21 protein-coding genes are annotated in these 20894 nt (G+C 52.6%); 13 read left to right on the forward strand and 8 right to left on the reverse strand.

Annotation, left to right across the window (positions count from 1 at the left end):
- The first annotated feature begins 12 nt into the window (after nt 1-12).
- From J3350_RS08480 to J3350_RS08490, 3 genes are all read left to right on the forward strand, one after another.
- The gene (locus J3350_RS08480) at nt 13-600 is read left to right on the forward strand and encodes a chromate transporter (protein WP_207686321.1); all 588 of its coding nucleotides are present in this window, start codon (nt 13-15) and stop codon (nt 598-600) included.
- Nucleotides 597-1160, forward strand: coding sequence for a chromate transporter (locus tag J3350_RS08485; protein WP_015536709.1), 564 nt, complete (start codon nt 597-599; stop codon nt 1158-1160). Before J3350_RS08480 ends, J3350_RS08485 begins: the two co-directional genes overlap by 4 nt.
- Nucleotides 1161-1304: 144 nt before the next feature.
- Nucleotides 1305-2834: a recombinase family protein gene (locus tag J3350_RS08490; protein WP_207686322.1), complete on the forward strand. Its 1530-nt coding sequence runs from the start codon at nt 1305-1307 to the stop codon at nt 2832-2834.
- A gap of 96 nt (nt 2835-2930) precedes the next feature.
- Here J3350_RS08490 and xerC read toward each other — a convergent pair whose 3' ends face one another.
- The 5 genes from xerC to J3350_RS08515 form a co-directional block, all read right to left on the reverse strand.
- Nucleotides 2931-4319: a tyrosine recombinase XerC gene (gene xerC / locus J3350_RS08495; protein WP_207686323.1), complete on the reverse strand. Its 1389-nt coding sequence runs from the start codon at nt 4317-4319 to the stop codon at nt 2931-2933.
- A gap of 15 nt (nt 4320-4334) precedes the next feature.
- Nucleotides 4335-4628, reverse strand: coding sequence for a helix-turn-helix domain-containing protein (locus tag J3350_RS08500; RefSeq protein WP_097777000.1), 294 nt, complete (start codon nt 4626-4628; stop codon nt 4335-4337).
- Nucleotides 4629-4652: 24 nt separating this feature from the next.
- Entirely contained in the window at nt 4653-5627 is a 975-nt protein-coding gene (gene mobV / locus J3350_RS08505) for a MobV family relaxase (protein WP_207686324.1), read from the reverse strand.
- 191 nt (nt 5628-5818) lie between these two features.
- Nucleotides 5819-7135: a phage/plasmid primase, P4 family gene (locus tag J3350_RS08510; protein ID WP_207686325.1), complete on the reverse strand. Its 1317-nt coding sequence runs from the start codon at nt 7133-7135 to the stop codon at nt 5819-5821.
- Between the two features lie 73 nt (nt 7136-7208).
- The gene (locus tag J3350_RS08515; protein ID WP_242700200.1) at nt 7209-7811 is read right to left on the reverse strand and encodes a CHC2 zinc finger domain-containing protein; all 603 of its coding nucleotides are present in this window, start codon (nt 7809-7811) and stop codon (nt 7209-7211) included.
- A 451-nt stretch (nt 7812-8262) separates the two neighbouring features.
- On the opposite strand from J3350_RS08515, the gene J3350_RS08520 reads away from it, so the two are divergent.
- The 9 genes from J3350_RS08520 (at nt 8263) to J3350_RS08560 (ending at nt 15766) form a co-directional block, all read left to right on the forward strand.
- Nucleotides 8263-9078 (forward strand): helix-turn-helix domain-containing protein, encoded by an 816-nt coding sequence (locus J3350_RS08520; RefSeq protein WP_117929091.1) that lies wholly within the window; start codon nt 8263-8265, stop codon nt 9076-9078.
- Between the two features lie 440 nt (nt 9079-9518).
- Nucleotides 9519-10247: a GntR family transcriptional regulator gene (locus J3350_RS08525; protein ID WP_113991721.1), complete on the forward strand. Its 729-nt coding sequence runs from the start codon at nt 9519-9521 to the stop codon at nt 10245-10247.
- A 266-nt stretch (nt 10248-10513) separates the two neighbouring features.
- Nucleotides 10514-10936 (forward strand): PTS sugar transporter subunit IIA, encoded by a 423-nt coding sequence (locus tag J3350_RS08530; RefSeq protein ID WP_207686326.1) that lies wholly within the window; start codon nt 10514-10516, stop codon nt 10934-10936.
- Nucleotides 10933-11400: a PTS sugar transporter subunit IIB gene (locus J3350_RS08535; RefSeq protein WP_055186625.1), complete on the forward strand. Its 468-nt coding sequence runs from the start codon at nt 10933-10935 to the stop codon at nt 11398-11400. The genes J3350_RS08530 and J3350_RS08535 overlap by 4 nt, the downstream gene beginning before the upstream one ends.
- A 31-nt stretch (nt 11401-11431) precedes the next feature.
- Nucleotides 11432-12241 (forward strand): PTS sugar transporter subunit IIC, encoded by an 810-nt coding sequence (locus J3350_RS08540; RefSeq protein ID WP_113991724.1) that lies wholly within the window; start codon nt 11432-11434, stop codon nt 12239-12241.
- Between the two features lie 15 nt (nt 12242-12256).
- Nucleotides 12257-13093 (forward strand): PTS system mannose/fructose/sorbose family transporter subunit IID, encoded by an 837-nt coding sequence (locus J3350_RS08545; protein ID WP_055186627.1) that lies wholly within the window; start codon nt 12257-12259, stop codon nt 13091-13093.
- 87 nt (nt 13094-13180) lie between these two features.
- Nucleotides 13181-14164 carry an SIS domain-containing protein gene (locus J3350_RS08550; RefSeq protein ID WP_097773855.1) on the forward strand — a complete coding sequence of 328 codons (984 nt, stop codon included), beginning with the start codon at nt 13181-13183 and terminating at the stop codon, nt 14162-14164.
- 80 nt (nt 14165-14244) lie between these two features.
- Nucleotides 14245-14871 carry an HAD family phosphatase gene (locus J3350_RS08555; RefSeq protein ID WP_015565012.1) on the forward strand — a complete coding sequence of 209 codons (627 nt, stop codon included), beginning with the start codon at nt 14245-14247 and terminating at the stop codon, nt 14869-14871.
- A gap of 1 nt (nt 14872) precedes the next feature.
- Nucleotides 14873-15766, forward strand: coding sequence for a YitT family protein (locus J3350_RS08560; protein WP_015565011.1), 894 nt, complete (start codon nt 14873-14875; stop codon nt 15764-15766).
- 408 nt (nt 15767-16174) lie between these two features.
- Here J3350_RS08560 and J3350_RS08565 read toward each other — a convergent pair whose 3' ends face one another.
- A complete protein-coding gene (locus tag J3350_RS08565; protein ID WP_207686327.1) occupies nt 16175-16423 on the reverse strand; it encodes a DUF6061 family protein in 249 nt (82 codons plus the stop codon).
- Between the two features lie 620 nt (nt 16424-17043).
- On the opposite strand from J3350_RS08565, the gene J3350_RS08570 reads away from it, so the two are divergent.
- Nucleotides 17044-18825 (forward strand): DUF262 domain-containing protein, encoded by a 1782-nt coding sequence (locus tag J3350_RS08570; RefSeq protein WP_207686328.1) that lies wholly within the window; start codon nt 17044-17046, stop codon nt 18823-18825.
- A 132-nt stretch (nt 18826-18957) separates the two neighbouring features.
- On the opposite strand, the gene tnpA is transcribed toward J3350_RS08570, so the two are convergent.
- Together tnpA and J3350_RS08580 are read right to left on the reverse strand one after the other, a co-directional pair.
- Nucleotides 18958-19464: an IS200/IS605 family transposase gene (gene tnpA / locus J3350_RS08575; RefSeq protein ID WP_207686329.1), complete on the reverse strand. Its 507-nt coding sequence runs from the start codon at nt 19462-19464 to the stop codon at nt 18958-18960.
- A gap of 285 nt (nt 19465-19749) precedes the next feature.
- The coding region (locus J3350_RS08580) for a recombinase family protein (protein WP_242700201.1) at nt 19750-20894 on the reverse strand (1145 nt) is incomplete at its 5' end.

Consider the following 20894-nt stretch of genomic DNA (forward strand, 5'->3'; position numbering starts at 1 on the left):
AAGAAAACTTGTATGGATGAAAATAAAACATACGGTACACGGTTAGCACGGCTTTGGAAGCTGTTTTTGAGTACGCTGTACATTAGCAGCTTTACCTTCGGCGGCGGCTTTGTCATCGTGACCTTTATGAAGAAAAAATTTGTAGATGAGCTGCACTGGATCGATGAACAGGAAATGCTGGATATGACAGCGTTGGCGCAGTCCTCTCCGGGCGCAATCGCGGTCAATGCTGCAATTCTGGTAGGCTGGCAGGTAGAAGGCTTGATTGGAATGATCGTGGCAGTGTTGGGCACCATCATCCCACCTATGGTCATTCTTTCAGTCATTTCTGTGTTCTACAATGCTTTTGCCACCAATCGCTATATCGCGTTGTTACTCAAGGGAATGCAGGCTGGTGTGGCGGCGGTCATTCTGGATGTTGTATTCGACCTCGGCGGCAAGGTGCTGAAGACCCGCTCATGGGTGTATATTGCCCTGATGGTCGCAGCGTTTGTTGCAAATACGGTGTTTGATGTCAATGTGGTGGTGGTCATCCTTGCCGCTGCAGTATTCGGCGTGATGCTGGCTCTGGTCCAGTGGAAAAAAGGTGGTGCAAAATGATCTACTTACAGCTTTTTCTCAGCTTTTTGCAGGTGGGTATGTTCAGCGTAGGCGGCGGCTATGCGGCCATGCCCCTGATCCAGAGCCAAGTGGTGGAACAACATGGCTGGCTGACGATGCAGGAGTTTACTGACCTCATCACGATTGCAGAAATGACCCCTGGTCCCATTGCGGTCAACTCGGCAACTTTTGTTGGTTTGCGTATCGCGCAGGTACCCGGAGCCATCATTGCAACACTAGGTTGCATTACACCGGCGCTGTTCTTTGTTTCACTTCTATCCTACATCTATCGTAAATACAAGGATATTTCTCTGCTGCAAAGTGTTCTGGCCTGCCTGCGTCCGGTCATCGTAGCGCTTATCTTTGGTGCAGGTCTTTCTATACTGTCTATGGTGGTGTTCGGAGAGAGTGCAAAGACGCTCGCCAACGTAGACTGGATCGGCATCGGCAGTTTTGCATCGGCATTTTTTGTCCTACGGAAGCTCAAGTGGAATCCCATCCTGACCATGTGCCTGTGCGGCGTGGCCGGGCTTGGACTTCACATTTTGCTCGGAATATAATCTTAAGACAATTTGTCTGTTGGAATCATGAAAATAAATCATTGGGCTTGCAATCAGGGCAAAACTGTGGTATATACATTATACGAAACATTGCTTTGATGAACGTATTACCGTTCAATGACGTATAAAATGGAGGTGCCCGCCATGACCGCCGTGATCTATGCTCGCTATTCCTCGGACAACCAGCGCGAAGAATCCATCGAAGGCCAGATCCGGGAATGCACGGCTTATGCCGAGAAGAATGGCATCACCATCGTCAAGCACTATATTGACCGTGCTATCTCCGCCAAGACGGACAACCGCCCGGAGTTCCAGCAGATGATTAAGGACAGCGACAAGAAGCTGTTTGACATTGTGCTGGTCTGGAAGCTGGACCGTTTTGCTCGGAACCGCTACGACAGTGCCCGGTACAAGACCCAACTGAAGAAGAATGGCGTCAAGCTCATGTCTGCCACCGAGATCATCTCTGAGGGGCCGGAAGGCATCATTCTGGAATCGGTGCTGGAAGGTTATGCCGAGTATTATTCCGCTGACCTTGCCGAGAAGGTCGTACGTGGACAGACCGAAAACATCCTGAAAGGCCGCTGCAACGGTGGTCGTGGAACCTTTGGATACACGCTGGATTCGGAGCGGAAGTTCCACATTGACCCTCTCACCTCCCCTTTTGTAATGGAATCGTTCAAGAAGTACAATGAAGGCTCCACCATGAAGGAAATCCGGGACTGGTTGAATGAAAACGGCATCAAGAACCCGGTGGGCGGTGCGTTCACTTATAACAGCGTTGAACATATGCTCAAGAACCGGCGGTACATCGGAGAACTGAAATTCCGGGATGTGGTCGTACCGGATGCCGTCCCGCCCATCATCCCGCTGGAACTGTTTGAGGATGTGCAGGAGAAGATCGCTAAAAATAAGAAAGCCCCTGCCCGTAGAAAGGCAGAGGACGACTACCTGCTCACCACCAAGCTGTTCTGCGGCTACTGTGGGGCGCTGATGTTTGGCGAAAGCGGCACGAGCCGGACGGGTGAAGTTCACCGCTACTATAAATGTGCTACTGCCAAAAAGCACAAGGGCTGCAAGAAAAAGACCGTCCGCAAACAGTGGCTGGAAGATTTGGTAGTCAACCAGACCATGCAGCTTGTGAAAGACGATGCCGCTATGGAATCCATCATCGCCAAGGTGATGGAACTGCAAAATAAGGAGAACACCAACATTCCACTCTATGAGAAGCAGCTTCGGGATGCGGAATCTGGTATCCAGAATATGCTGAACGCGATTCAAGCTGGAATCCTGACCAGTTCCACCAAGGAGCGGCTGGAGCAGCTGGAAGAAACCAAGCGTGAGCTTGAAGCCCGCATTGCGGAAGAAAAGCTGGCGAAGCCGAAAGTGACCGAAGAATTCATTCGGTTCTGGCTGCTGCGGTTTCGCAAGCTGGACATGAGCCTGAAAGACCAGCGGCAGGCGCTGGTGGATACGTTTATCAATGCGATTTATCTGTATGATGATAAGGTTTTGATAACTTTTAATTATAAAGAAGGAACACAGACCGTCACCTTTGGAGAAGCGACAGAAGTTGCATCCGAGGGAAATGGTTCGGATTTGGATTGCTTTACTGCACCAGAAAATGCCGTGAAATCGAAAGATTTCATGGCTTTTTTGTTTTGTAAGCCATGAGTGCACGGCTTCTGCACGGTTTTTGCACGGTCGGTGTTATCCATGTCCGATTATGTAGGGCGCTGTATTGCATTGCAATCAGTGCCCTTTTTTGCATCAGCTGAGCAGAGCTAGGCGGAGCTTTGCCTTCATTTCCGGGTCGGCATCCTTGAGCAATTCCAAAAGAGCCGTCATGGAGATGGTGGGTTCGCCTGCGGCGGGTACAGCCCGCGGGCTGGGAGTGTCGGGCTTGGCATAGAAGCCGCTTTCAAACTTCTTGCCCAGTTCCACACGGGAGGACTGCTGGATATGAGCGTAGGTGTTCACCAGCATATCCGCACTGGCGTGTCCTGTGGTCCCCTGCACCGCCTTGATGTCACCGCCGGAGATCATCAACTGGTAGGTGGCACTGGAATGTCGCAGACCGTGAAAGACGATGCGCGGGAACTCCGGGTGTGCGTCCTGCCATTTCAGGAACTTCTTGCGGATGAGCACCGGCTCTACCGCCAGACCGTTGGGGAGCCGCAGCAGCATTCCGCTGTTGCGGTACCGCTCCGGGTCGAGGGCTTCTTCCCTTTTCAGCCGTTCCAGCCACTGCTTCAGCTCCTCCCGCAGGGCAGCGGTCATAAAGATGGTGCGGCAGGAGGCTTCGGTCTTGGTGTCCTTCAGGATGAGGGAGGTCTTGCTGCCCTCCAGCTTGTCTGGGAAGATGCGGAGGATGCAGCCCTTGTCTACCTGCGCCAGCGTGTCCTTCTGCACCCGCTGCATGGAACGGTTGACGGTGAAGGTACCCATGCCGTTGGCGGCATCAAAGTCGATGTCCTCCGGGGTCAGACCTGCTACCTCCCCTTCCCGCAGCGCACCCACCAGCGTCAGGTGCACTGCCAGATGCAGGATAGGATCCTCCATGCTGTCCAGCGCTGCCCGCATCTCCTCCACTTCCCAGATGCTGCGCTCTTGGGTGGTCTTTTTGGGCGCTTCCACCGGGACGGGGCTTTTGATGAGGATGCCCCACTCCACCGCCAGCAGAAAGGAATTGTGCAGAAGCTGGTGGACCTCATGGAGGGTAGTGCCGGAGAGGGTGCGCTTTTGCTGCTTGGGCGAGAGGTCTCGCCGCTTGCCGCCCACATACTGCCCGCAGGGGGTCTTGCTCAGGGTGTCGTACAGGGCTTCGATGTGGTAGGGCCGCAGCTTCTGCATCTGCATCTCCCCGATATAGGGGATGATGAGATTCTGGATGAGGGCCAGATTGGACTGGTAGGTCTTGGGTGCCCACTTGTGCTTGCTGCACTGCTTGGGCAGCCAGTCCATCAGGAACTCTGCCACCGTCACCGTGGATGGAATCAGGAAATTACCGGTCGCCAGCTCATGCTCGATCTGCTTCTGGCGTTTTACCGCCTCCTCTTTTGTGGGAAAGCTTTCCCATTTGTCGCAGCTCTTGCCGTGCTCGTCCTGATAGGTGTAGCGGACGCTGTAAGAACTGCCGCGTTTCGTGATATATGCCATAGATTTGCCTCCTTATCAAGCTGCCCGGTAGAGCCACGCATCGAAGCTGTCTTTCGGGATGCGGATGCTTCCGCCTGCCCGCAGGACACGGAACTCGGTGGTGCTGTTGCACAGGTTGTAGGCGGCACGCTGGCTGATGGCCAGCATCTGTGCGACCTCCTTTACCGTGTACACCAGCTTTGTGGTCTCAGGGCTGTTGGTCGGAGACTTGACGGCATTGGTTCGAGTGACCACCTCCATTGTAGCCGGATCGGAGTCCGACTGCAAGGACTTTTTCGTATAATCCAAAGATTTCACATTCTCGTACATTTTATTACACATAGGCATTGCTCCTTACTTATCGTGGCGCATCGCAGGCTCCTGCGTGCGGTTCTCATAAAATCGAATGACCTCCGGCGGGATGCTGTCCAGCGTTTTCAGGGCGGCTTCATAGTCCTGCCGCAGTTTGGCATCCTCCAGACGCTTCAAGACGCTCCCTTCCGTCGCTTTGTCCAGCGAGGCAGAGAGCGTCTTGTTCTTCTCTTTCAGCTTTTCATTTTCGGCGGCGGTCTTGGTGAAGGCGACGTTGTACTTCCGCAGCTGGTCCTTCATCCGTGCCACATTGGGGATATAGCTGTCCAGCAGCTTGCTGATCTCCGCCGCACGGCTCTTGCCGTTGAAGGGGGTGATGCCCACCAGCAGGGCATCCAACTGCTCCTTCTGCTTGGTCAGCTGGGTCATCTCCTTGAAGATGCGGGGCGGGATGTGCTCCCGCCCGGTCTGGCTGGCACTTTCGCCACGCTCCAGCTCCGGATACTGCTTGACCATGTGCTGCCAGAACTCGTCCTGCCACTTCACAAGGTTCTTGCGGTTGCCGATGATCTCTTTCGCGCTCAGCCGCCCGTCAGCAGTCAGAGGTACAAAGCAGAGGTGCAGGTGGGGCGTTTTCTCGTCCATGTGGACAACAGCCGAGATAAAAGTTTGGGCGTTCTGCTTGCTTTTCAGAAACTCCAAGGCATACTCGAAATACGCCTTGATCTCCCGGTTGGTCTTATCCTTGAAAAACTCCGGGCTGGCGGTGACAAGAGCCTCCACCACCCGTACGCTGTCCTTGCGGACACGGCAGTGGGCGGCAGCTATCATGCGGTCGGCTTCTTCCCGGTACCTGCCCTGCGGCTGCACCAGATGAAGGTTGTAGCAGCTCCGGCTCGTGTCGATATCCGGGTTGCTGGCGTACTGCTCCTTGGTGCGCTCGTTGTGGGCTTCGATGGGGCTGATGGCAGGCCCCTTGTACTTTTTGAACCTTAAAATGCCGTATTGGGCTTTCATAGATCACGCTCCTTCTTGGGGTGTACAAAAAATCTGTACGGACTTCAAATAACCTGTACGGTCTGTACGGCGTACGGGAATTTGAAATATAAACGATAGCACGTTTTAATTTACTTGAATTTTCCGTACAGGTGCGTACAAGTACAGACCGTACAGGTTGTACGAACTTCTTCCGTGAAAAAATGCACTTTTTACGGGCAGGGGTGGACAAGCGGTTCGATGCCTACGAAACCCCGCACCCTGCGACCATCGGGCAGATAGATGTTGTTGGTGGCTTCAAGGTTATAGCGGCGGTCATTCTGGCGCAGTTCTGCGCTGAAACGGATGGCAGACACGCTGTGACAGGCATTGTCCTCGCACCACTGCTTGTAAATGTCGTAGAACTCCTTGGAGCTGATGGAGTAGTCCGCCTTGAAACGGAAGTAGCCCTCGGACTCCATGAAGTCGATGACATTGTTGCTGCTGCGTTTGATGGTGTCCACGTTGGCAGCGGCTCGTTCGCTGACCGTGAAGCGGAAATCGTTCTGCACCAGCCGGTGCAGCCCTTCCAGACACCAGAGCAGGATGCCTTCCAACTCGGCGCACATCTTCTCCACAAGGAAGGGGTCATCCGTGCGGTCGGCAGGCTTGTCCTTAGTGGTCAGGATAAGCTGGCGGCGAAAGAAACCATCCGAATGGTCGTACAGCGAAGTCAGCGCACCGTTGCCAAAGCAGAGAAACCGGGCGTAGATGTCGCGCTGGTAGCTCTGGACACCCTTGCGCTCCAAGTCCAGCTTGGCCTCGGCGGTGACGATGGTCTTGATATAGTTGGTCTTGGGCAGGGCGTTCATGTCCATGTCGTCATCGATCATCAGCAGGCGGCGTTCCAGATCGGCACGGGCAAAGCGGTTGTTCTCGACTTTCTGGACGCTGCCGTTGCTGGCGGCGTCTCCCATGAGCCGTTTCAGTACCAGCCCGATGCGGGACTTGCCCTCGCCGCCCTTGCCGACAATGAGCATCATCTTCTGTCCCTTGGTGCTGGGGATCAGGCAGTAGCCCAGATATTCCTGCAAGGTGGGGATGTCGGCATCGTCCAGCAGCTCGTGCAGGAAAGTTAGCCAGCGGTCAGGGCTGGCGGCTTTGGGGTCATACCTCACAGGCAGGCGGTTCTGGCAGAACAGGCGACTCTCCTGAAAAGAGCCGTCCGGCAGATGGTACACGCCGTTCTGGAGGTGGATGCAGTCCTGCTCGATGGGAAACGGGTCGGAAAAGGCCAGCAGCTTGATGGTCTCCAGAATGTTGGTGACCTTTTTGGACAGGCCGGAGGTGACATATTCCTCGATGTTCTCCAAGATGCGCTGCTTGATCTCGCTTTCGTCCTCTACCGGGTCGTCCAGCGTGTACAGTGTACCGTTGACGCATTTCAGCGGCCACTGTTCCAGAAAGGCACGGCCAAACTGGACTTCATCGATCTTCTTGCCGTTGTACCAGTCCGGCCATAAGGGGTTGCGGGAAATGTTTTTCTTCATAGGGTGTTCCTCCTTTAGAAAAGTGAAGTGGTGGGTCTCACGGTGAGACCCACCACTTCAGGTGAATCAATCGTCAGGCGCACTTTGCCAGAGCAAGGCGGTCGGTGCGCTCTTCCAGCATCAGCAGGTACGACCCGGACAGCAGCTGTGCGGCGGCAGCGGCCTTCTGCTGGGGCGTTCCAAATGCAACGCAGTCCGTCAGGTGCTCGATGGTCTCGGTCATGTGGAGGGCTTCCACGAACCGCTCGTCCAGCGGTTCTTCCGGGCTGGCGGGCTTGTAACGCTCCTGCCAGTCGTGCAGCAGGTCGAGATAGTCGGTCAGCACCCGCAGGCAGTAGGCGATGTCTGCCCACTGCTCGTCCGTCAGGCCACGCTTGGGCGGCGGCAGGGCGATGGCATTGGCGGGCGGCTTATCCGGGTCAAGCCCGAAGTCACTTGCAAGCTTCTCAGCGGCTTGCCGGGGGTTCAGGTCAAACAGTTTGGCGGTGAGGTCGATGGCATCTCCATTGGCCCCGCAAGCAAAACAGTAATAGTAGGATTCGTTCAGCATCATACTGGGGTGGTTGTCGGAGTGGAACGGACAGCACACCATGCTATGGCGGTCGGGCTCCATGCCGTACATCTCTCCCACCTGCCGAACGGTGATGGCGGACTTGATCTTTTGATATAAACTCAAAATTTCTCCTTTGCTCAAAGGCTCTGGCACGGATCAATTTGATCCCTGCCACGTTCAAAGTCACCGGTGTTCCCCAAGTGGGAACTTCGGTGAAGCCGGTCTCCCTTGCTGCCTTCCGACAGGAAATCTTTTTGGACTCTGTGTCGGCCCCATGCAGGGCGCTCGCTCCCCCGATGGGAGGTCTTGGCGGTCTGGGCAGTTCGGACGGTCATTCTGTTCTCAAGGTCCTGTTATGAAAGATATTTCAGAGGGCTTTCGCGGGAAGCCCTTAATATGTTCGCTGCTGGGGAGTTAATATGTTTTCTTTCTGTCTATAGGATAGCACCGCAATGGCCGCTGTGCCGTATATCCATAATGTCGGAAAACAGGTGTAGAAACTGCAAAATTCCACGTTTATGGACAGGAACCGCCGGAAGTGGTATACTGTGCAAAAAACATCGGAGGTGCGACCATGAATATCAAGCTGACACTGGGAGAACGGCTCAAAGACCTGCGTGTGGAGCGGAATCTGAAGTTGGAAACGCTGGCAGAGCAGACGGGTCTGTCCAAATCGGCACTGTCGAAATACGAAAGCGACGATGTGACCGACCTCAGCATTTACGCCGTGACAACACTGGCTGAGTTCTATGGCGTGACCACCGACTACCTGCTGGGTGTGACGGAAAACAAAAAACGCCCAGATGCAGTCCTTTCGGACTTGCATCTGAGCGACGGCGCAGTGGACGTATTAAGGAATGGAAAATTCAATCATCGGCTGCTGTGCGAACTGATCGTGCATGAGAATTTCCGGCGGTTCATGACCGATCTGGAAATCTATGTGGATGGATATGTCAGCGCAAACATTCAAAACCTCAATGCTGGTCTGGAAGCGACCCGGCAAATGCTGAAAAAGAAGTATGCAGCAGATGAAAACGATCTATACATGAGCACCTTGAAGCTGGGGCAGATCGATGAAGATGAGTACTTTGGTCGGGTCTTGTATGACGAGTTGGTGGCTATCCTGAAGAACATCAAGACGGAACACCGCAAGGACAAGACCACTTCGGATGGTGCAATGGTCGATAACTTGATGAAGGAACTGGAGGATGCACAGAAACTTGAAGGGTCTGCGGATGAAAAGAAGATTCGAACAGCATTGAAGGCGATCGGCATCAACTACGATAAGCTGACAGAAGATGAAAGAAAGCTGATAAAGAAGATCCTTTATAAAACGGCAATGCTGAAACCGGGGACGCTTGCAGGCAACCGGGGCAAGCACAGACGCTGATTATTTTTACATTGCGGCTTATAGGGGAAAAACGCTGCTGCGGCAGGAAGGAGAACGTACACCATTGGTTCCTCTGCAAGCCTGCGTTGGGTGGGCAGAAACCATTAGCTGCCATGCCCATCCGCACATCCTTCTGCCACAAAACAGGTGCTTGCCGGAGCCTTTCGCAGCTCCTTTTCCGCATCAGCCGGAACCAAGGTGTAACACACTAGACTTTGGTTCCAAAGTCGTGTGCCAACGAGCGTTCCGCCGCTCTTTGGATTCTTCCCGGCAGGGCACTGGAAAATGGGGTGCCCTGTGCAGCACGGGGCGCATCCGTTACCTCGCACAAAAAATTGACTGCAAGTTTTACTTGACAATTCGCGGAATATGCACTATCATAGCCATAAGATGAATATAATGTTTATAACGATATACTCAATTTGAGGGTGAGGTATTTCATGGCGATCAATGATAGTGCTGTCGTCCCGCTTTACCAGCAGGTAAAGGATGACATTCGTGCCGCGATCGAGAGCGGCAAGTACAAAACCAACGAAAAGATCCCTCCGGAGCCGGAACTGAGCGCGGAGTATTCGGTCAGCCGCATCACGGTGCGCCGTGCCGTGGAAGAACTGTGCGCCGAAGGGTATCTGGTCAAAATGCAGGGGCGGGGCACCTTTGTCAGTAAGCCCCGCATCCATCGCAAGTTTACCAGCGGCAGAGGTGCTGCCAGCTTTACGGAGATCTGCAAAGAAAACGGCATGGTGCCGGGTGCCCGGCTGCTGAACCGTCAGATCGTGCCGGTGCGTAAGGATGAGGAAGCCTTCTTCCATGTAGGCCCGGAAGCCTTGCTCATCTATATCCAGCGTCTGCGCACCGCCGATGGTCAGCCGGTTTTTCTGGAGAACCTGTTCCTGCCCTACGAGCCTTATAAGAGCCTGATGAGCGAGAACCTCAATGATGTTTCCATGTTTGACGCCATTGAGCACATCTCCGGGCTGCGCCCTGCAACGACCTCCCGCCAGCGTATCGAGGCAGTGCGAGCCACAGCAGAACAGGCACAGCTGCTCAACCTTTCGCTGGGCGAGCCGCTGCTGTATCTGAACGCCTACTTCCATGACCAATATGACCACCCGCTGTGCATCGGGCGGCAGTATTATATTGGAAGTCGGTATATGTTTGAGTTTTAAGCGCAGATCCATTCCCTCAAAAGAGCGTCTCTTCCGTGCGGAAGAGACGCTCTTTTTGTCGTTCTACGGAGGGTTATTGGTGAAACTGCAAAAATGTGACGGCTCGGCTTTGTGCACGTTACCAAAGCTGAGATTATTTTAACAAAACCTCTTGACGTCTGTGCAAAATGTGGTACTATGTACATGACGATTATGACGTCTATAACGAATAGGATGACACGGACGTCGAAGAGATGAAGGAAACACAAGAAAGGTCGTGGATGCGTATGAACCGAATCATTCTTGCTTCGCACGGAGGGCTGTCCGCCGGAATGAAGGACACCGTGCAGATGATCCTTGGTGAGTTGCCGAACCTTTATGCCCTTGCCACCCTGCGGGATGAGACCGAGCCTATCACGGTGGCGGCACGCCGATTGCTGGAGGACTTTGCAGCAGAGGATGCTGTGTACATCGTGACCGATGTGATGGGCGGTAGCGTGAACAACGAGATGCTGACCCTGCTGCCGGAGTATCCGGCGGTGCACCTGATCTGCGGCATGAACGCTTCTCTGGTGCTGACCCTTGCTTCCAACGACGAAGCCCTGACACAGGACGAACTGGCCGAGTGCATTGCAGATGCCAAGGCGCAGATCATTGATTGCAACCTGCTGCTGAAAAACGCAGCCCAAGATGAGGAGGATGACCTATGATCAAATTAGTACGTCTGGACTACCGCCTGCTGCACGGTCAGGTGGTATTCTCGTGGACCGGCCATGTGGGCGCACAGCGCATCATCGTGGTGGACGATGACGCTGCCAACGACGAGATGAAAAAGTCCGCCCTGCTGCTAAGCAAGCCTGCCGGTGTCCGGGTGAACATCTTTACGGTGGACAAGGCCATCGCCAAGATGCCAAAGGTGGAGCAGCTGGACGAGAAGATCATGATGATCTTCGGCAACACCGCTGCGCTGCTCAAGTTCTGCCAGGCATACCCCAAGATCAAAGAGATCAACTACGGCGCTGTGGCAAATAAGCCCGGCTCCAAGGCCTTTGACCAGTCGGTATTCCTGACCCCGGAGGAGCAGGCAGACACCCAGAAGCTGCTGGATATGGGCATTAAGATCTACAGCCAGCAGACCCCCACCTTTAAGGTAGTACCCATCGATCACACCTGATCGTAAGGAGATAAGAAGGAGGATTTGACCCATGTTTGTTACCGCATTGCTTCTGGGTCTGGTTGGCGTGTTCTGTATTCTGGACTCGCGCATTCTGGGCCGCATGAACTTCGAGCGTCCGCTCATCACCTGCACCATCGTCGGTGCGCTGCTGGGTGATCTGCAGACCGGCCTGACCCTTGGCGCATCCATCGAGCTGATGAGCCTTGGCATCGTGAACATCGGCGCAGCCGCACCCCCGGACATGAACATGGCTGCCATCATCTGCGCAGCTTTTGCCATCCTGACCGATGCTTCTGCCGAGACTGCACTGGCGCTGGCCATCCCCATCGCTGTTCTGGGCCAGATGCTGGGCGTGCTGATGCGCACCATCCTGTCCAACTTGACCCACGTTGCCGACCACGCCATTGCAGAAGGCAAGTTCCGCAAGGCATGGAGTATGCACATCGTCTGGGGCACAGTGCTGTACAGCCTGATGTACTTCATCCCCATTTTCCTGTCCGTCTACTTCGGCACAGATCTGGTGCAGAAGATCGTGGCTTTCATCCCCGCATGGCTGACCGATGGCCTGAACCTCGGCAGTAAGTTCCTTACCGCTTACGGTATTGCCCTGCTGCTGTCCACCATGCTCAACCGCGACCTGACCGTCTACTTCCTGTTGGGCTTCTTCTTTGTGGGCTATCTGGGTCTGGATGTTACCGCTGTGGCAATCTTCGCCGCAATTCTGGCTGTGATCCTGACCGGTCTGAAGTATGGCAAGGGCGCACCCGCCGCAGCCGCTGCCGGTGCAGCTGCTGCCAACCCGGATTACGACCCGCTGGAAGATGACGACGATCTTTGATAGGAGGAAGCTGAAATGAGCAACGCAACCAAGACTGCAAAGCGCAGCGACTTCAAGAAATACTTCCAGTTTATGTGGCGTTCCCTGAACATTCAGGCCTCCTGGAACTACGAACGTCAGATGAACATGGGCTTTTTGTACGGCATCGCTCCCACGCTGGACGAGCTGTACCCCAACGAGAACGACCCCGAGCAGCTGGCGCACAAAAAGGAAGCCTACGAGCGTGAGATGGCGTTCTACAACTGCACCCCCCAGACCAGTGCCTTTACGCTGGGTCTGGCTGCTTCCATGGAGGAGCAGTACGCCGCCGACCGTGAGAACTTCAACCCGGAGACCATCAACGCCGTCAAGACCTCGCTGATGGGCCCCCTGTCCGGCGTGGGCGACTCCTTCTTCCAGGGCACTGTCCGCCTGATCGCTTTTGGTCTGGGCATCTCTCTGGCACAGCAGGGCAGCGTTCTGGGCCCCATTCTGGCTATGATCATCTCCATCGTCCCCTCTGTGCTGGTCACATGGTTTGCCGGTAAGCTGGGCTACACCATGGGCAGCAAGTACCTGACCAAGCTCAACGGCGGCATGATGGACAAGTTGATGTACGTCTGCGGCATCGTAGGCCTGATGGTCATTGGTGCCATGGTGGCAAGCATGGTGGGTTTGACTACCCCCATTACCTTCGCAAGCACCGGTCTGGTGCTGCAGGATGTGCTGAACAGCATTCTGCCGAACCTTCTGAACCTTGGCATCGTGATGCTGATGTACACCCTGATCCGCAAAAAGGTCAAGACCGGCTGGCTGCTGGGCATCTGCATCGTGGGCGGTGTTGCCATCAACGCCCTTGGTCTGTTGGTGTAACCGGGTTTCCGGCTTACATAGATATCCGTACGCCTGTAATTTGTGATTCATCAGAACAAAAAGAAAAATAATTTGGAGGATTGCATTATGTATAACATTGATCTGGCAAACGTCAAGTCCATCGTGGCAGACATCGTGGCAAAGCACAACGTGGAGAACGTGGCCTTTGTTGGCTGCGGCGCTTCCAAGGCAGAGCTGTACCCCGCAAAGTACTTCCTGTCCAACTGCAGCAAGAAGCTGCGCGTGGCACACTACACCGCCAACGAGTTCAACTACGACACCCCCGATTGGCTGGGCGACACCACCGTGGTCATCACCGCTTCTCTGGGCGGCAGCACCCCTGAGACCGTCAAAGCCAACAGCGTGGCAAAGGCCGCCGGTGCAACCGTTGTCAGCGTTACCCACGCTGCCGGTTCTGCCCTGACCAAGGAAGCTGACTACACCATCGTCCACGGCTTTGAGGCAAACTACGCCGCTAAGCTGGAAAAGATGGGCTACGTTCTGGCACTGGCTGTGGAGATCCTGCAGCAGGTGGAAGGCTTCGACAAGTACGACAAGATGATCGAGGGCCTGACCAACGTGTTCGAGGCTGCCGAGAACGCTGCCAACTCTGCCCGCAAGTCTGCCAAGGAGTTCGCTGAGAAGTACAAGGACGCTCCCGTCGTCTACGTCATGTCCAGCGGCGCTTCCATGGAGGTCGCTTACTCCACCTCTATCTGCCTGATGATGGAGATGCAGTGGGTCAACTCTGGCTCCTTCCACAGCGGCGAGTTCTTCCACGGCCCCTTCGAGATCGTGGACAAGGACGTGCCCTTCATCCTGCTGATGAACGACGGCAAGACCCGTCCCGTGGATGCCCGCGCACTGACCTTCCTGCACCGCTTCGATGCTCTGACCACCGTTGTGGATGCAAAGGATTACGGTCTGGGCAATGCTGTGGACAGCAGCGTCATCACCTACTTCAACCCGCTGATGCACACCGCCGTGTTCCGCGTCTATGCTGAGGAGCTGTCCTACGTCCGTCAGCATCCGCTGACCCTGCGCCGCTATATGTGGAAGCTGGAGTACTAAGCGATCGACTGGGATCAATAGACCCATGCTTGGGGGAGGGGCTTGCCCCTCCCCTTTTTTGATGAAGAGGGAAATGAAGAATGATTGAAGCAGTGATTTTTGATATGGATGGGGTGCTGGCAGATACGGAATATTACTACGAGAACCGCCGTAAAAACTTTCTGCTGGAAAACGGCATCCCCATCCCGGAGGGCAACTTCATCGGCTCCAACGAAAAAGCCATCTGGGAAGCCATTGTCCCCAACGACCCTGTGCGCCGTCAGGAGATGCTGATGGCTTACCGGGAGTACCGCAAGGCTCGCCCCACCCCCTACGGCAAGCTTACCGACCCGCAGGCAGAGCCCCTGATGAATGCGCTCCGCAGCCGTGGACTGAAGGTGGCGGTGGCGTCCTCCAGCGCAGCGCCGGATATCATGAAGATGCTCACGGAGGGCGGTCTGAAAGCAATGGTGGATTTCGCCTTCAGCGGCGAGGACTGCGCCGCCCATAAGCCTGCACCGGATATCTATCTCAAGGCGCTGAAGGCACTGGGGCTGACGGCAGACAAGGCTATTGCGGTGGAGGATTCTCCCACAGGCATTGCCTCCGCAAAGGCGGCAGGGCTGAAGGTGCTGGCACTGAAGCCCCGCCACGGCGAGCCGCTGGACCAGTCCGCCGCAGACTGCATCATCACCCAGCTGATGGATGTAAAGGAGCATCTGGACTGAGATGGAAGCGATCAAGAACGGTCTGCGCAAAAACCTGACTCCGGCACAGCTGTGGAGCGGCGCACGCTTTTTTCTACTGCTGAATCTGGGACTTATCATCTATGCAGTAGCACTGAACTTTTACTGTGCGCCCAACCACTTTGTATTTGGCGGCACCACCGGTCTTTCCATCGTTCTGGCCACCTGCTTTCCGGCTCTGAGCGTCAGCACCTTTATGTGGATCACCAATGCGGTGCTGGATGTGCTGGGCTGCGTCTTTCTGGGCATAAAGACCATGGGTTGGACACTGTACTCCTCCTTCATGCTCAGCTTTTATTCCAGTATGTGCGAAAAGATGTTTCCCGTGTCGCAGCCTTTGACGGATGATACTTTGCTGGAGCTGTGCTTTGCGGTGGCGCTGCCTGCCATTGCCAGCGGCATCGTATTCAACATCGGGGCATCCACCGGCGGCACCGAGATCGTGGCGATGATCCTGCACAAGTACATCAAGGTGGAGATCGGCAGGGCTCTGCTGCTCAGCGATATCGGCACAGTGCTGTTTGCGGCTTACCTCTACGGCCCGCAGACCGGGATGTACTGCGTGCTGGGACTCATCGGGCGCAGCACCATCGTGGATACAGCTATCGAGAGCCTGAATCTCCGCAAGGTGTGTACGGTCATCACCTCAAGGCCGGAGCCCATCCGGCATTTCGTTACGGAAACACTGGGACGCACAGCGACCCAGCAGAACGCCACCGGCGTGTACACCGGCGAGCCCCGCACCATGATTATGGTGGCGCTGACCCGGCGGCAGGCAGGGCTGCTGCGGGATTTCCTGCGCCGGGAGGACCCGGAGGCCTTTCTGACCATTGTCAACTCAAGCGAGATCATCGGCAAAGGGTTCCAGTCCATCTGAAAACGCAGAATGCCCGCCCACTGTGGCTTTCCACAGGTGGGCGGGCATTATTATATATGGTAAATGGTTATTTACGCTGACTTTCCGGGATTTACGCTGAAAATACGCTGACTTGGCATGGTTTACGCTGAATTTACGCTGAAAACGCGCAATCGCGCGAACAAAGCGCGAATAAATCCGGCTGACCGCGAATAAACCGCGAACAAAGATCGCACGGGCGTGCATTCTTCATGCGTGGGAAGGTGCGACGTGAAAGTTGGAACTTGTAAAAATAAACTGTAATACGATTGAATTTCGGAAAAGTGGAATCGCACGCTGGAATGCACGCGTGCAATGTTGCCTGAATAAAAGTCAGCGAGAAAAACGCGCGCCGCGCGATTAGCGATTTTGCCGCGCGTTTTCTGCGGCTCAGTCCTCCAGCCTGCCATGGTCACATCCCAGCGACAGGTAGTGCTCCATCTCCCCTCTCAGCACCATCTGGGCATACTCCAAGGGCTTATTGTAGAGCAGCCAGTCCAGCTCCGCCCGCTGTGCCGGGGTGTTGCCGTATTCGTCCTCCACAGCGATGCAGTCAATGGCAAGAGTGATGCCATCCTCGAACCGGGCTTCTACCCGGTTGGTGTCCATGTTGTAGCGGCAGGAAAACAATTTTGTCATAGTCATATCCTCCAAGACTTGATTTTTGGTGTGCGGTCACTCGAACCAATGCCGTCAAGTCGTTGTCGGATGAAGTGGTTTTTAGTTTGTCCGGGAGTAAGTGCACGGTTTCTGCACGGTTTTTGCACGGTTTCAAAACGTGCAAAGGGTGCAAATCGTTGCAAAATCGGACAAAGGGTGCAGAAACTCGAAACTCAAAACCTGCGAAGCATCGCTGAGAAATGACGTTAAAACGTAACTTCCAAAAATTGAGGGAATCGCCCGGCGTGCGCTACGAATCAGTAGGCCGGGGGTTCGAGTCCCTTCCATCGCACCAAACAATGAAAATCCGAACCTTTTCTCGATAGGAGAGGGGTTCGGATTTTTTGTTTTTTCGACTACTACAAAACCACCCATTTCCGCAACGGGGTGAAGCGCAGACCGACATCCAAGCCACGATGCCCTCGGAAGAGTAAAACGACTTTGTAAATTGAAAAACGACCGGCCAACATGGTATCGACAATTTCTGTGTTTTGTTCAATTCATTTCTGACTACTATGAAATTAATAAACATTGTGTTTAGAAATACAGCATGCTATAATTATGCGAGAATATTAATATAGGCTTTGGGAGGTGCTGAGATGGCCAAACAACCAATAAATAATGGCAAGGTTGTTGAACGTTCGTATGAAGATTATAGAAATAATCAGTACTTAGTTAATCGACGTTATCAGAGAAAACTGGTTTGGGAACTTGAAGAAAAACAGGCGTTTATTGATTCCCTTGCAAATGGCTATCCCGTTCCACTTTTTCTTTTTGCAAAATGCGTCTATAAAGGGCAGGATCGAAGCGAAATCATTGATGGCATGCAACGCTTAAATGCTGTTTTTTCTTTTATTGAAAATGACTATCCTGCTGCTAATGGGGAATATTTTGATTTAAGCACTACAGCTTTGACAAAAGACTTGTTGGACAGTCATATTTTAGAGCAAAGGCAGCCTGTACTGAATCGTGAGACGTGCGTTAAGATAGTCAGCTATGAACTGCCCTATTCGATTTATGACGAACATGATCCTGATATTATCGATGAAGTATTTAGGCGTATCAATTCCAACGGCAAGCATCTTTCCCGCCAAGAAATCCGACAGGCCGGTGTAGTTAACGATTTCTCACAACTTGTAAGAAATATTGCAACTCGTATTCGTGGCGATGTTTCCCATAATGATTTTTTGTTACTCTCACAGATGCAGAATATCAGCATCACAAAAGATACTTATCATGGGGGAATTGATCCTGAATCTGTGTTTTGGGTTAAGGAAAACATTCTATCAAAAGAAGATCTGCGACAGTCTATGGATGAGGAACAAATCGCCGATATCCTCGGTGCAATGTTATTGACACCTGTCCCTCCTTCCAATGTTAGCATATTAGATGAATATTACGGTTATAAACAGCCGGATGCTTCTGCACGGTATCAAAAGATTGAAGAAGCACTTTCTGCAATATCTCCAGAGAAAGTATCTGAGCAGTTTTTTTATGTGTATGACGAAATCAAACGTGTGTTTTCCGGACGGCAAAAAACAATTATTACACAAATGGTATCACCAAGGACCTATCGAGGACCGCGTTATTTTCAAGTACTATTTCTTTCCATGTATGAATTACTAGTTCGACAAGAAAAACGCATTGTTAACTATGATGCACTTTATAATGCGCTAGATGGAATCGGCGCTAGAATTATTCACATTTCAGGCGGAGGCGGTTGGTGGTCTCAACAGGAGAAAACCGATTTGATTGCCGCTACTTCAGGTGTACTGGCACCGCATTTTGTGGAGCGTGGAGAAGGAGATCCCATGCTTTACTCTTACGCAAATGAACTAGAAACACTTCTCAAGCAGTCTTCCACAGAAAATACCCAGTATGATTTTAAACAAGGTATTCACAATCTGGATGATGGCAGAAGAAATAATACACTAATCCGAAAAATATTTAAGACCCTTACGGCAATGGCCAATGCAGGGAAAAATGCTACTGGATATGTTCTTCTTGGCGTTGCAGACACTTTTGAGGATGCAGAAAAGATTCGGCGCGTCTATGGGCAGGAGTCCATCAGGGTTGGAGACTTTTATGTGACGGGTATTAATGGTGAAGTTGAAAAATACTACGAAAACTATGATGCCTACATTTTAACCGTCAGAAACGCCCTAAATGATATGCCGCTACAAGATCATTATCGTAGGCAAATTGGGGCCAAAATGCGTCATGTCAACTATCATGGAAAGTCGGTAATTATTTTACGGATTACTTGTAACAGCGGTCCAGCAATCTTCGATGGAGCATATTACACTAGGAGCGGCCCTAGTAACGACCCTGTACCAGTAAAGGCAGAAGAAATGCCAGCATTTTTTGCTCAGTTTGCTTAAAAACAATAAGCACATGCAATCATAACCCCGCGTGAAAACGCGGAGTTTGCAGAACGGTCCCATAGGGGCCATAATACCAGCCGCGCCTAAAGGCACACAATGAGCGACGTCAACCGCACACTGACGTCGCTCTTATTTTCTCATATTATCGGCAGGTATTTCTGACGAATCATCGTCATTGAAGTCAACTACATTCTTGAACGGATCTTCGTATTCCTTGAAGTTCAACTGGTCGCACATCTGATCGTTGAACTCTTGTTCCTGAATGTATTTGCGGATTTTGGCTTCGTTTCCGCCTACTGTATTTACGTAATATCCTTTTGCCCAGAACACTCTCCTTCCGTATTTGTATTTTAAGTTTGCATGTCGTTCGAATATCATGAGCGTGCTCTTCCCTTTGAGATATCCCATAAAATCTGCTACAGTAAGTTTTGGCGGTATCGACACAAGCATGTGGATATGGTCCGGCATCGCATGTGCTTCTATGATTTCTACGTGCTTATAATCACAAAGCATTCTTAATATCTTGCCAATATCTTTTCTTAACTTTCCATATATCACTTTTCTGCGATATTTCGATACAAGCACAATATGATATTTGCAATTCCAGCTCGTATGTGATAAACTTTTCTCGTCCATATGGATGAACCTCCTTTTGCTTTAGTATGCGGTTGGCGTTACCCGCTTCTAATTATAGCAAAAGGAGGTTCTTTTTCTACCGTATCAACGCTACGGCTCCATTCTTCCACAAGCTTAGCTTGTGGTTTTTCTTATGAACAAAAACAGGGTGCGCCACCCGGACGCACCCTGAAAAAATCCACAGACGATAGCGATATGTACAACAGGGCGCTCCCCGTAGCAGAGTTCCCATAAAACAGTATTTGCAAAAGCTCCCGAAATGGGGAAGATTTGGCGTGACTTCGGTCACGCCTTTTCTTTTGCTTCCAGTTCATCCAGAGGGATGTACCCCAGCCCATCGTACTTGATATGGATGTGCTGCACCCGCTTTCCGCTGGACTTATCCGGGGCATCCACATAGATGGCCGACACCAGTTCACGGAGAGCATAAGGGGTGAGTTCTTCAATATGAACGTACTTGTGCGCTTTCTGGACGAACTTTTCAATATTCTCGATCTGCTGTTCCTGTACTTCAATTTCCTGCTGGATGGAGAGAACTTCCTCTTCCAGCTGCTTCTGTTCGGCATCGTAGCTCTGACTCATCATGTCGAAGCGGTCATCGCTAAGCTTTCCGTTAACATTGTCCTCGTAAATCTTCATGAACAGCCGTTTGAGGTCTGCGATCCGCTTCTCATTCCGGGCAAGCTGCTTCTTCAGGACAGTCAGCTTTTCGGTGCTTTCCACCCGAAGCTGCTCCTCCATGACCTTGCGGAAGTAGTCCTCATGACAGAGGATGTAGTCCGTCACCCGCTGAACATGGCTTAGCACACGGCCCTCCAAAACCTTTACCCGGATGAAGTGTCCCTTGCACTTGCTCCCGTTCTTCTTGTGCAGAGAGCAATCAAAGAAGTCTTGACTGAAGTCCCTGTTGTTGGACGAACCATATTGCATCTTAGAACCGCAGTCAGCGCAGTAGACCATACCGGAGAAAATGCTGCTCTTGCCTGTCCGGGTCATGCGGTGACGCTGGCTACGAATCTCCTGAACCTTTTCAAACACATCATCGTCAATAATGCGCTCATGTGTATCCGGGAAGATAGCCTGATTTTCCACGGGATTCAGATGTCTCTTTTTATCCCAGATAGAGTTAGTATAGGTCTTAAAGTTGACTGTGCAGCCAGTGTACTCCAGGCGTTCCAGAATCGAACTTACTGCTCTTTTATCCCAGCGATAAGGGTCTTCCGGGGCGGGTGAGTTCGTACTCAGGCCATGGCTCAACTTATAGGCGGTGGGAGTCAAAACTTTGTCCACCCACAGTTGGTTTGCAATTTGGGTCGGGCCACGGCCTTCCATGCACATGGAGAAGATGCGCTTCACGATTGCAGCCGCTTCTGGATCAACAAGCCAATGTTTCAGGTTCTCCGGGTCTTTCACATAGCCGTACGGCACAT

Origin of the sequence: Faecalibacterium sp. Marseille-Q3530, assembly GCF_017377625.1 — a bacterium.
Taxonomy (GTDB): domain Bacteria; phylum Bacillota; class Clostridia; order Oscillospirales; family Ruminococcaceae; genus Faecalibacterium; species Faecalibacterium prausnitzii_E.

What these genes read in the sequence shown, in the direction of transcription:
- mobV (WP_207686324.1), bottom strand. Translation starts at nt 5,627, where the DNA reads ATGAAAGCCCAATACGGCATTTTAAGGTTCAAAAAGTACAAGGGGCCT.
- J3350_RS08565 (WP_207686327.1), bottom strand. Translation starts at nt 16,423, where the DNA reads ATGACAAAATTGTTTTCCTGCCGCTACAACATGGACACCAACCGGGTA.
- J3350_RS08540 (WP_113991724.1), top strand. Translation starts at nt 11,432, where the DNA reads ATGTTTGTTACCGCATTGCTTCTGGGTCTGGTTGGCGTGTTCTGTATT.
- J3350_RS08555 (WP_015565012.1), top strand. Translation starts at nt 14,245, where the DNA reads ATGATTGAAGCAGTGATTTTTGATATGGATGGGGTGCTGGCAGATACG.
- J3350_RS08500 (WP_097777000.1), bottom strand. Translation starts at nt 4,628, where the DNA reads ATGTACGAGAATGTGAAATCTTTGGATTATACGAAAAAGTCCTTGCAG.
- J3350_RS08490 (WP_207686322.1), top strand. Translation starts at nt 1,305, where the DNA reads ATGACCGCCGTGATCTATGCTCGCTATTCCTCGGACAACCAGCGCGAA.
- J3350_RS08525 (WP_113991721.1), top strand. Translation starts at nt 9,519, where the DNA reads ATGGCGATCAATGATAGTGCTGTCGTCCCGCTTTACCAGCAGGTAAAG.
- J3350_RS08550 (WP_097773855.1), top strand. Translation starts at nt 13,181, where the DNA reads ATGTATAACATTGATCTGGCAAACGTCAAGTCCATCGTGGCAGACATC.
- xerC (WP_207686323.1), bottom strand. Translation starts at nt 4,319, where the DNA reads ATGGCATATATCACGAAACGCGGCAGTTCTTACAGCGTCCGCTACACC.
- J3350_RS08520 (WP_117929091.1), top strand. Translation starts at nt 8,263, where the DNA reads ATGAATATCAAGCTGACACTGGGAGAACGGCTCAAAGACCTGCGTGTG.
- J3350_RS08510 (WP_207686325.1), bottom strand. Translation starts at nt 7,135, where the DNA reads ATGAAGAAAAACATTTCCCGCAACCCCTTATGGCCGGACTGGTACAAC.
- J3350_RS08530 (WP_207686326.1), top strand. Translation starts at nt 10,514, where the DNA reads ATGAACCGAATCATTCTTGCTTCGCACGGAGGGCTGTCCGCCGGAATG.
- J3350_RS08570 (WP_207686328.1), top strand. Translation starts at nt 17,044, where the DNA reads ATGGCCAAACAACCAATAAATAATGGCAAGGTTGTTGAACGTTCGTAT.
- J3350_RS08535 (WP_055186625.1), top strand. Translation starts at nt 10,933, where the DNA reads ATGATCAAATTAGTACGTCTGGACTACCGCCTGCTGCACGGTCAGGTG.
- J3350_RS08560 (WP_015565011.1), top strand. Translation starts at nt 14,873, where the DNA reads ATGGAAGCGATCAAGAACGGTCTGCGCAAAAACCTGACTCCGGCACAG.
- J3350_RS08480 (WP_207686321.1), top strand. Translation starts at nt 13, where the DNA reads ATGGATGAAAATAAAACATACGGTACACGGTTAGCACGGCTTTGGAAG.
- J3350_RS08545 (WP_055186627.1), top strand. Translation starts at nt 12,257, where the DNA reads ATGAGCAACGCAACCAAGACTGCAAAGCGCAGCGACTTCAAGAAATAC.
- J3350_RS08485 (WP_015536709.1), top strand. Translation starts at nt 597, where the DNA reads ATGATCTACTTACAGCTTTTTCTCAGCTTTTTGCAGGTGGGTATGTTC.
- tnpA (WP_207686329.1), bottom strand. Translation starts at nt 19,464, where the DNA reads ATGGACGAGAAAAGTTTATCACATACGAGCTGGAATTGCAAATATCAT.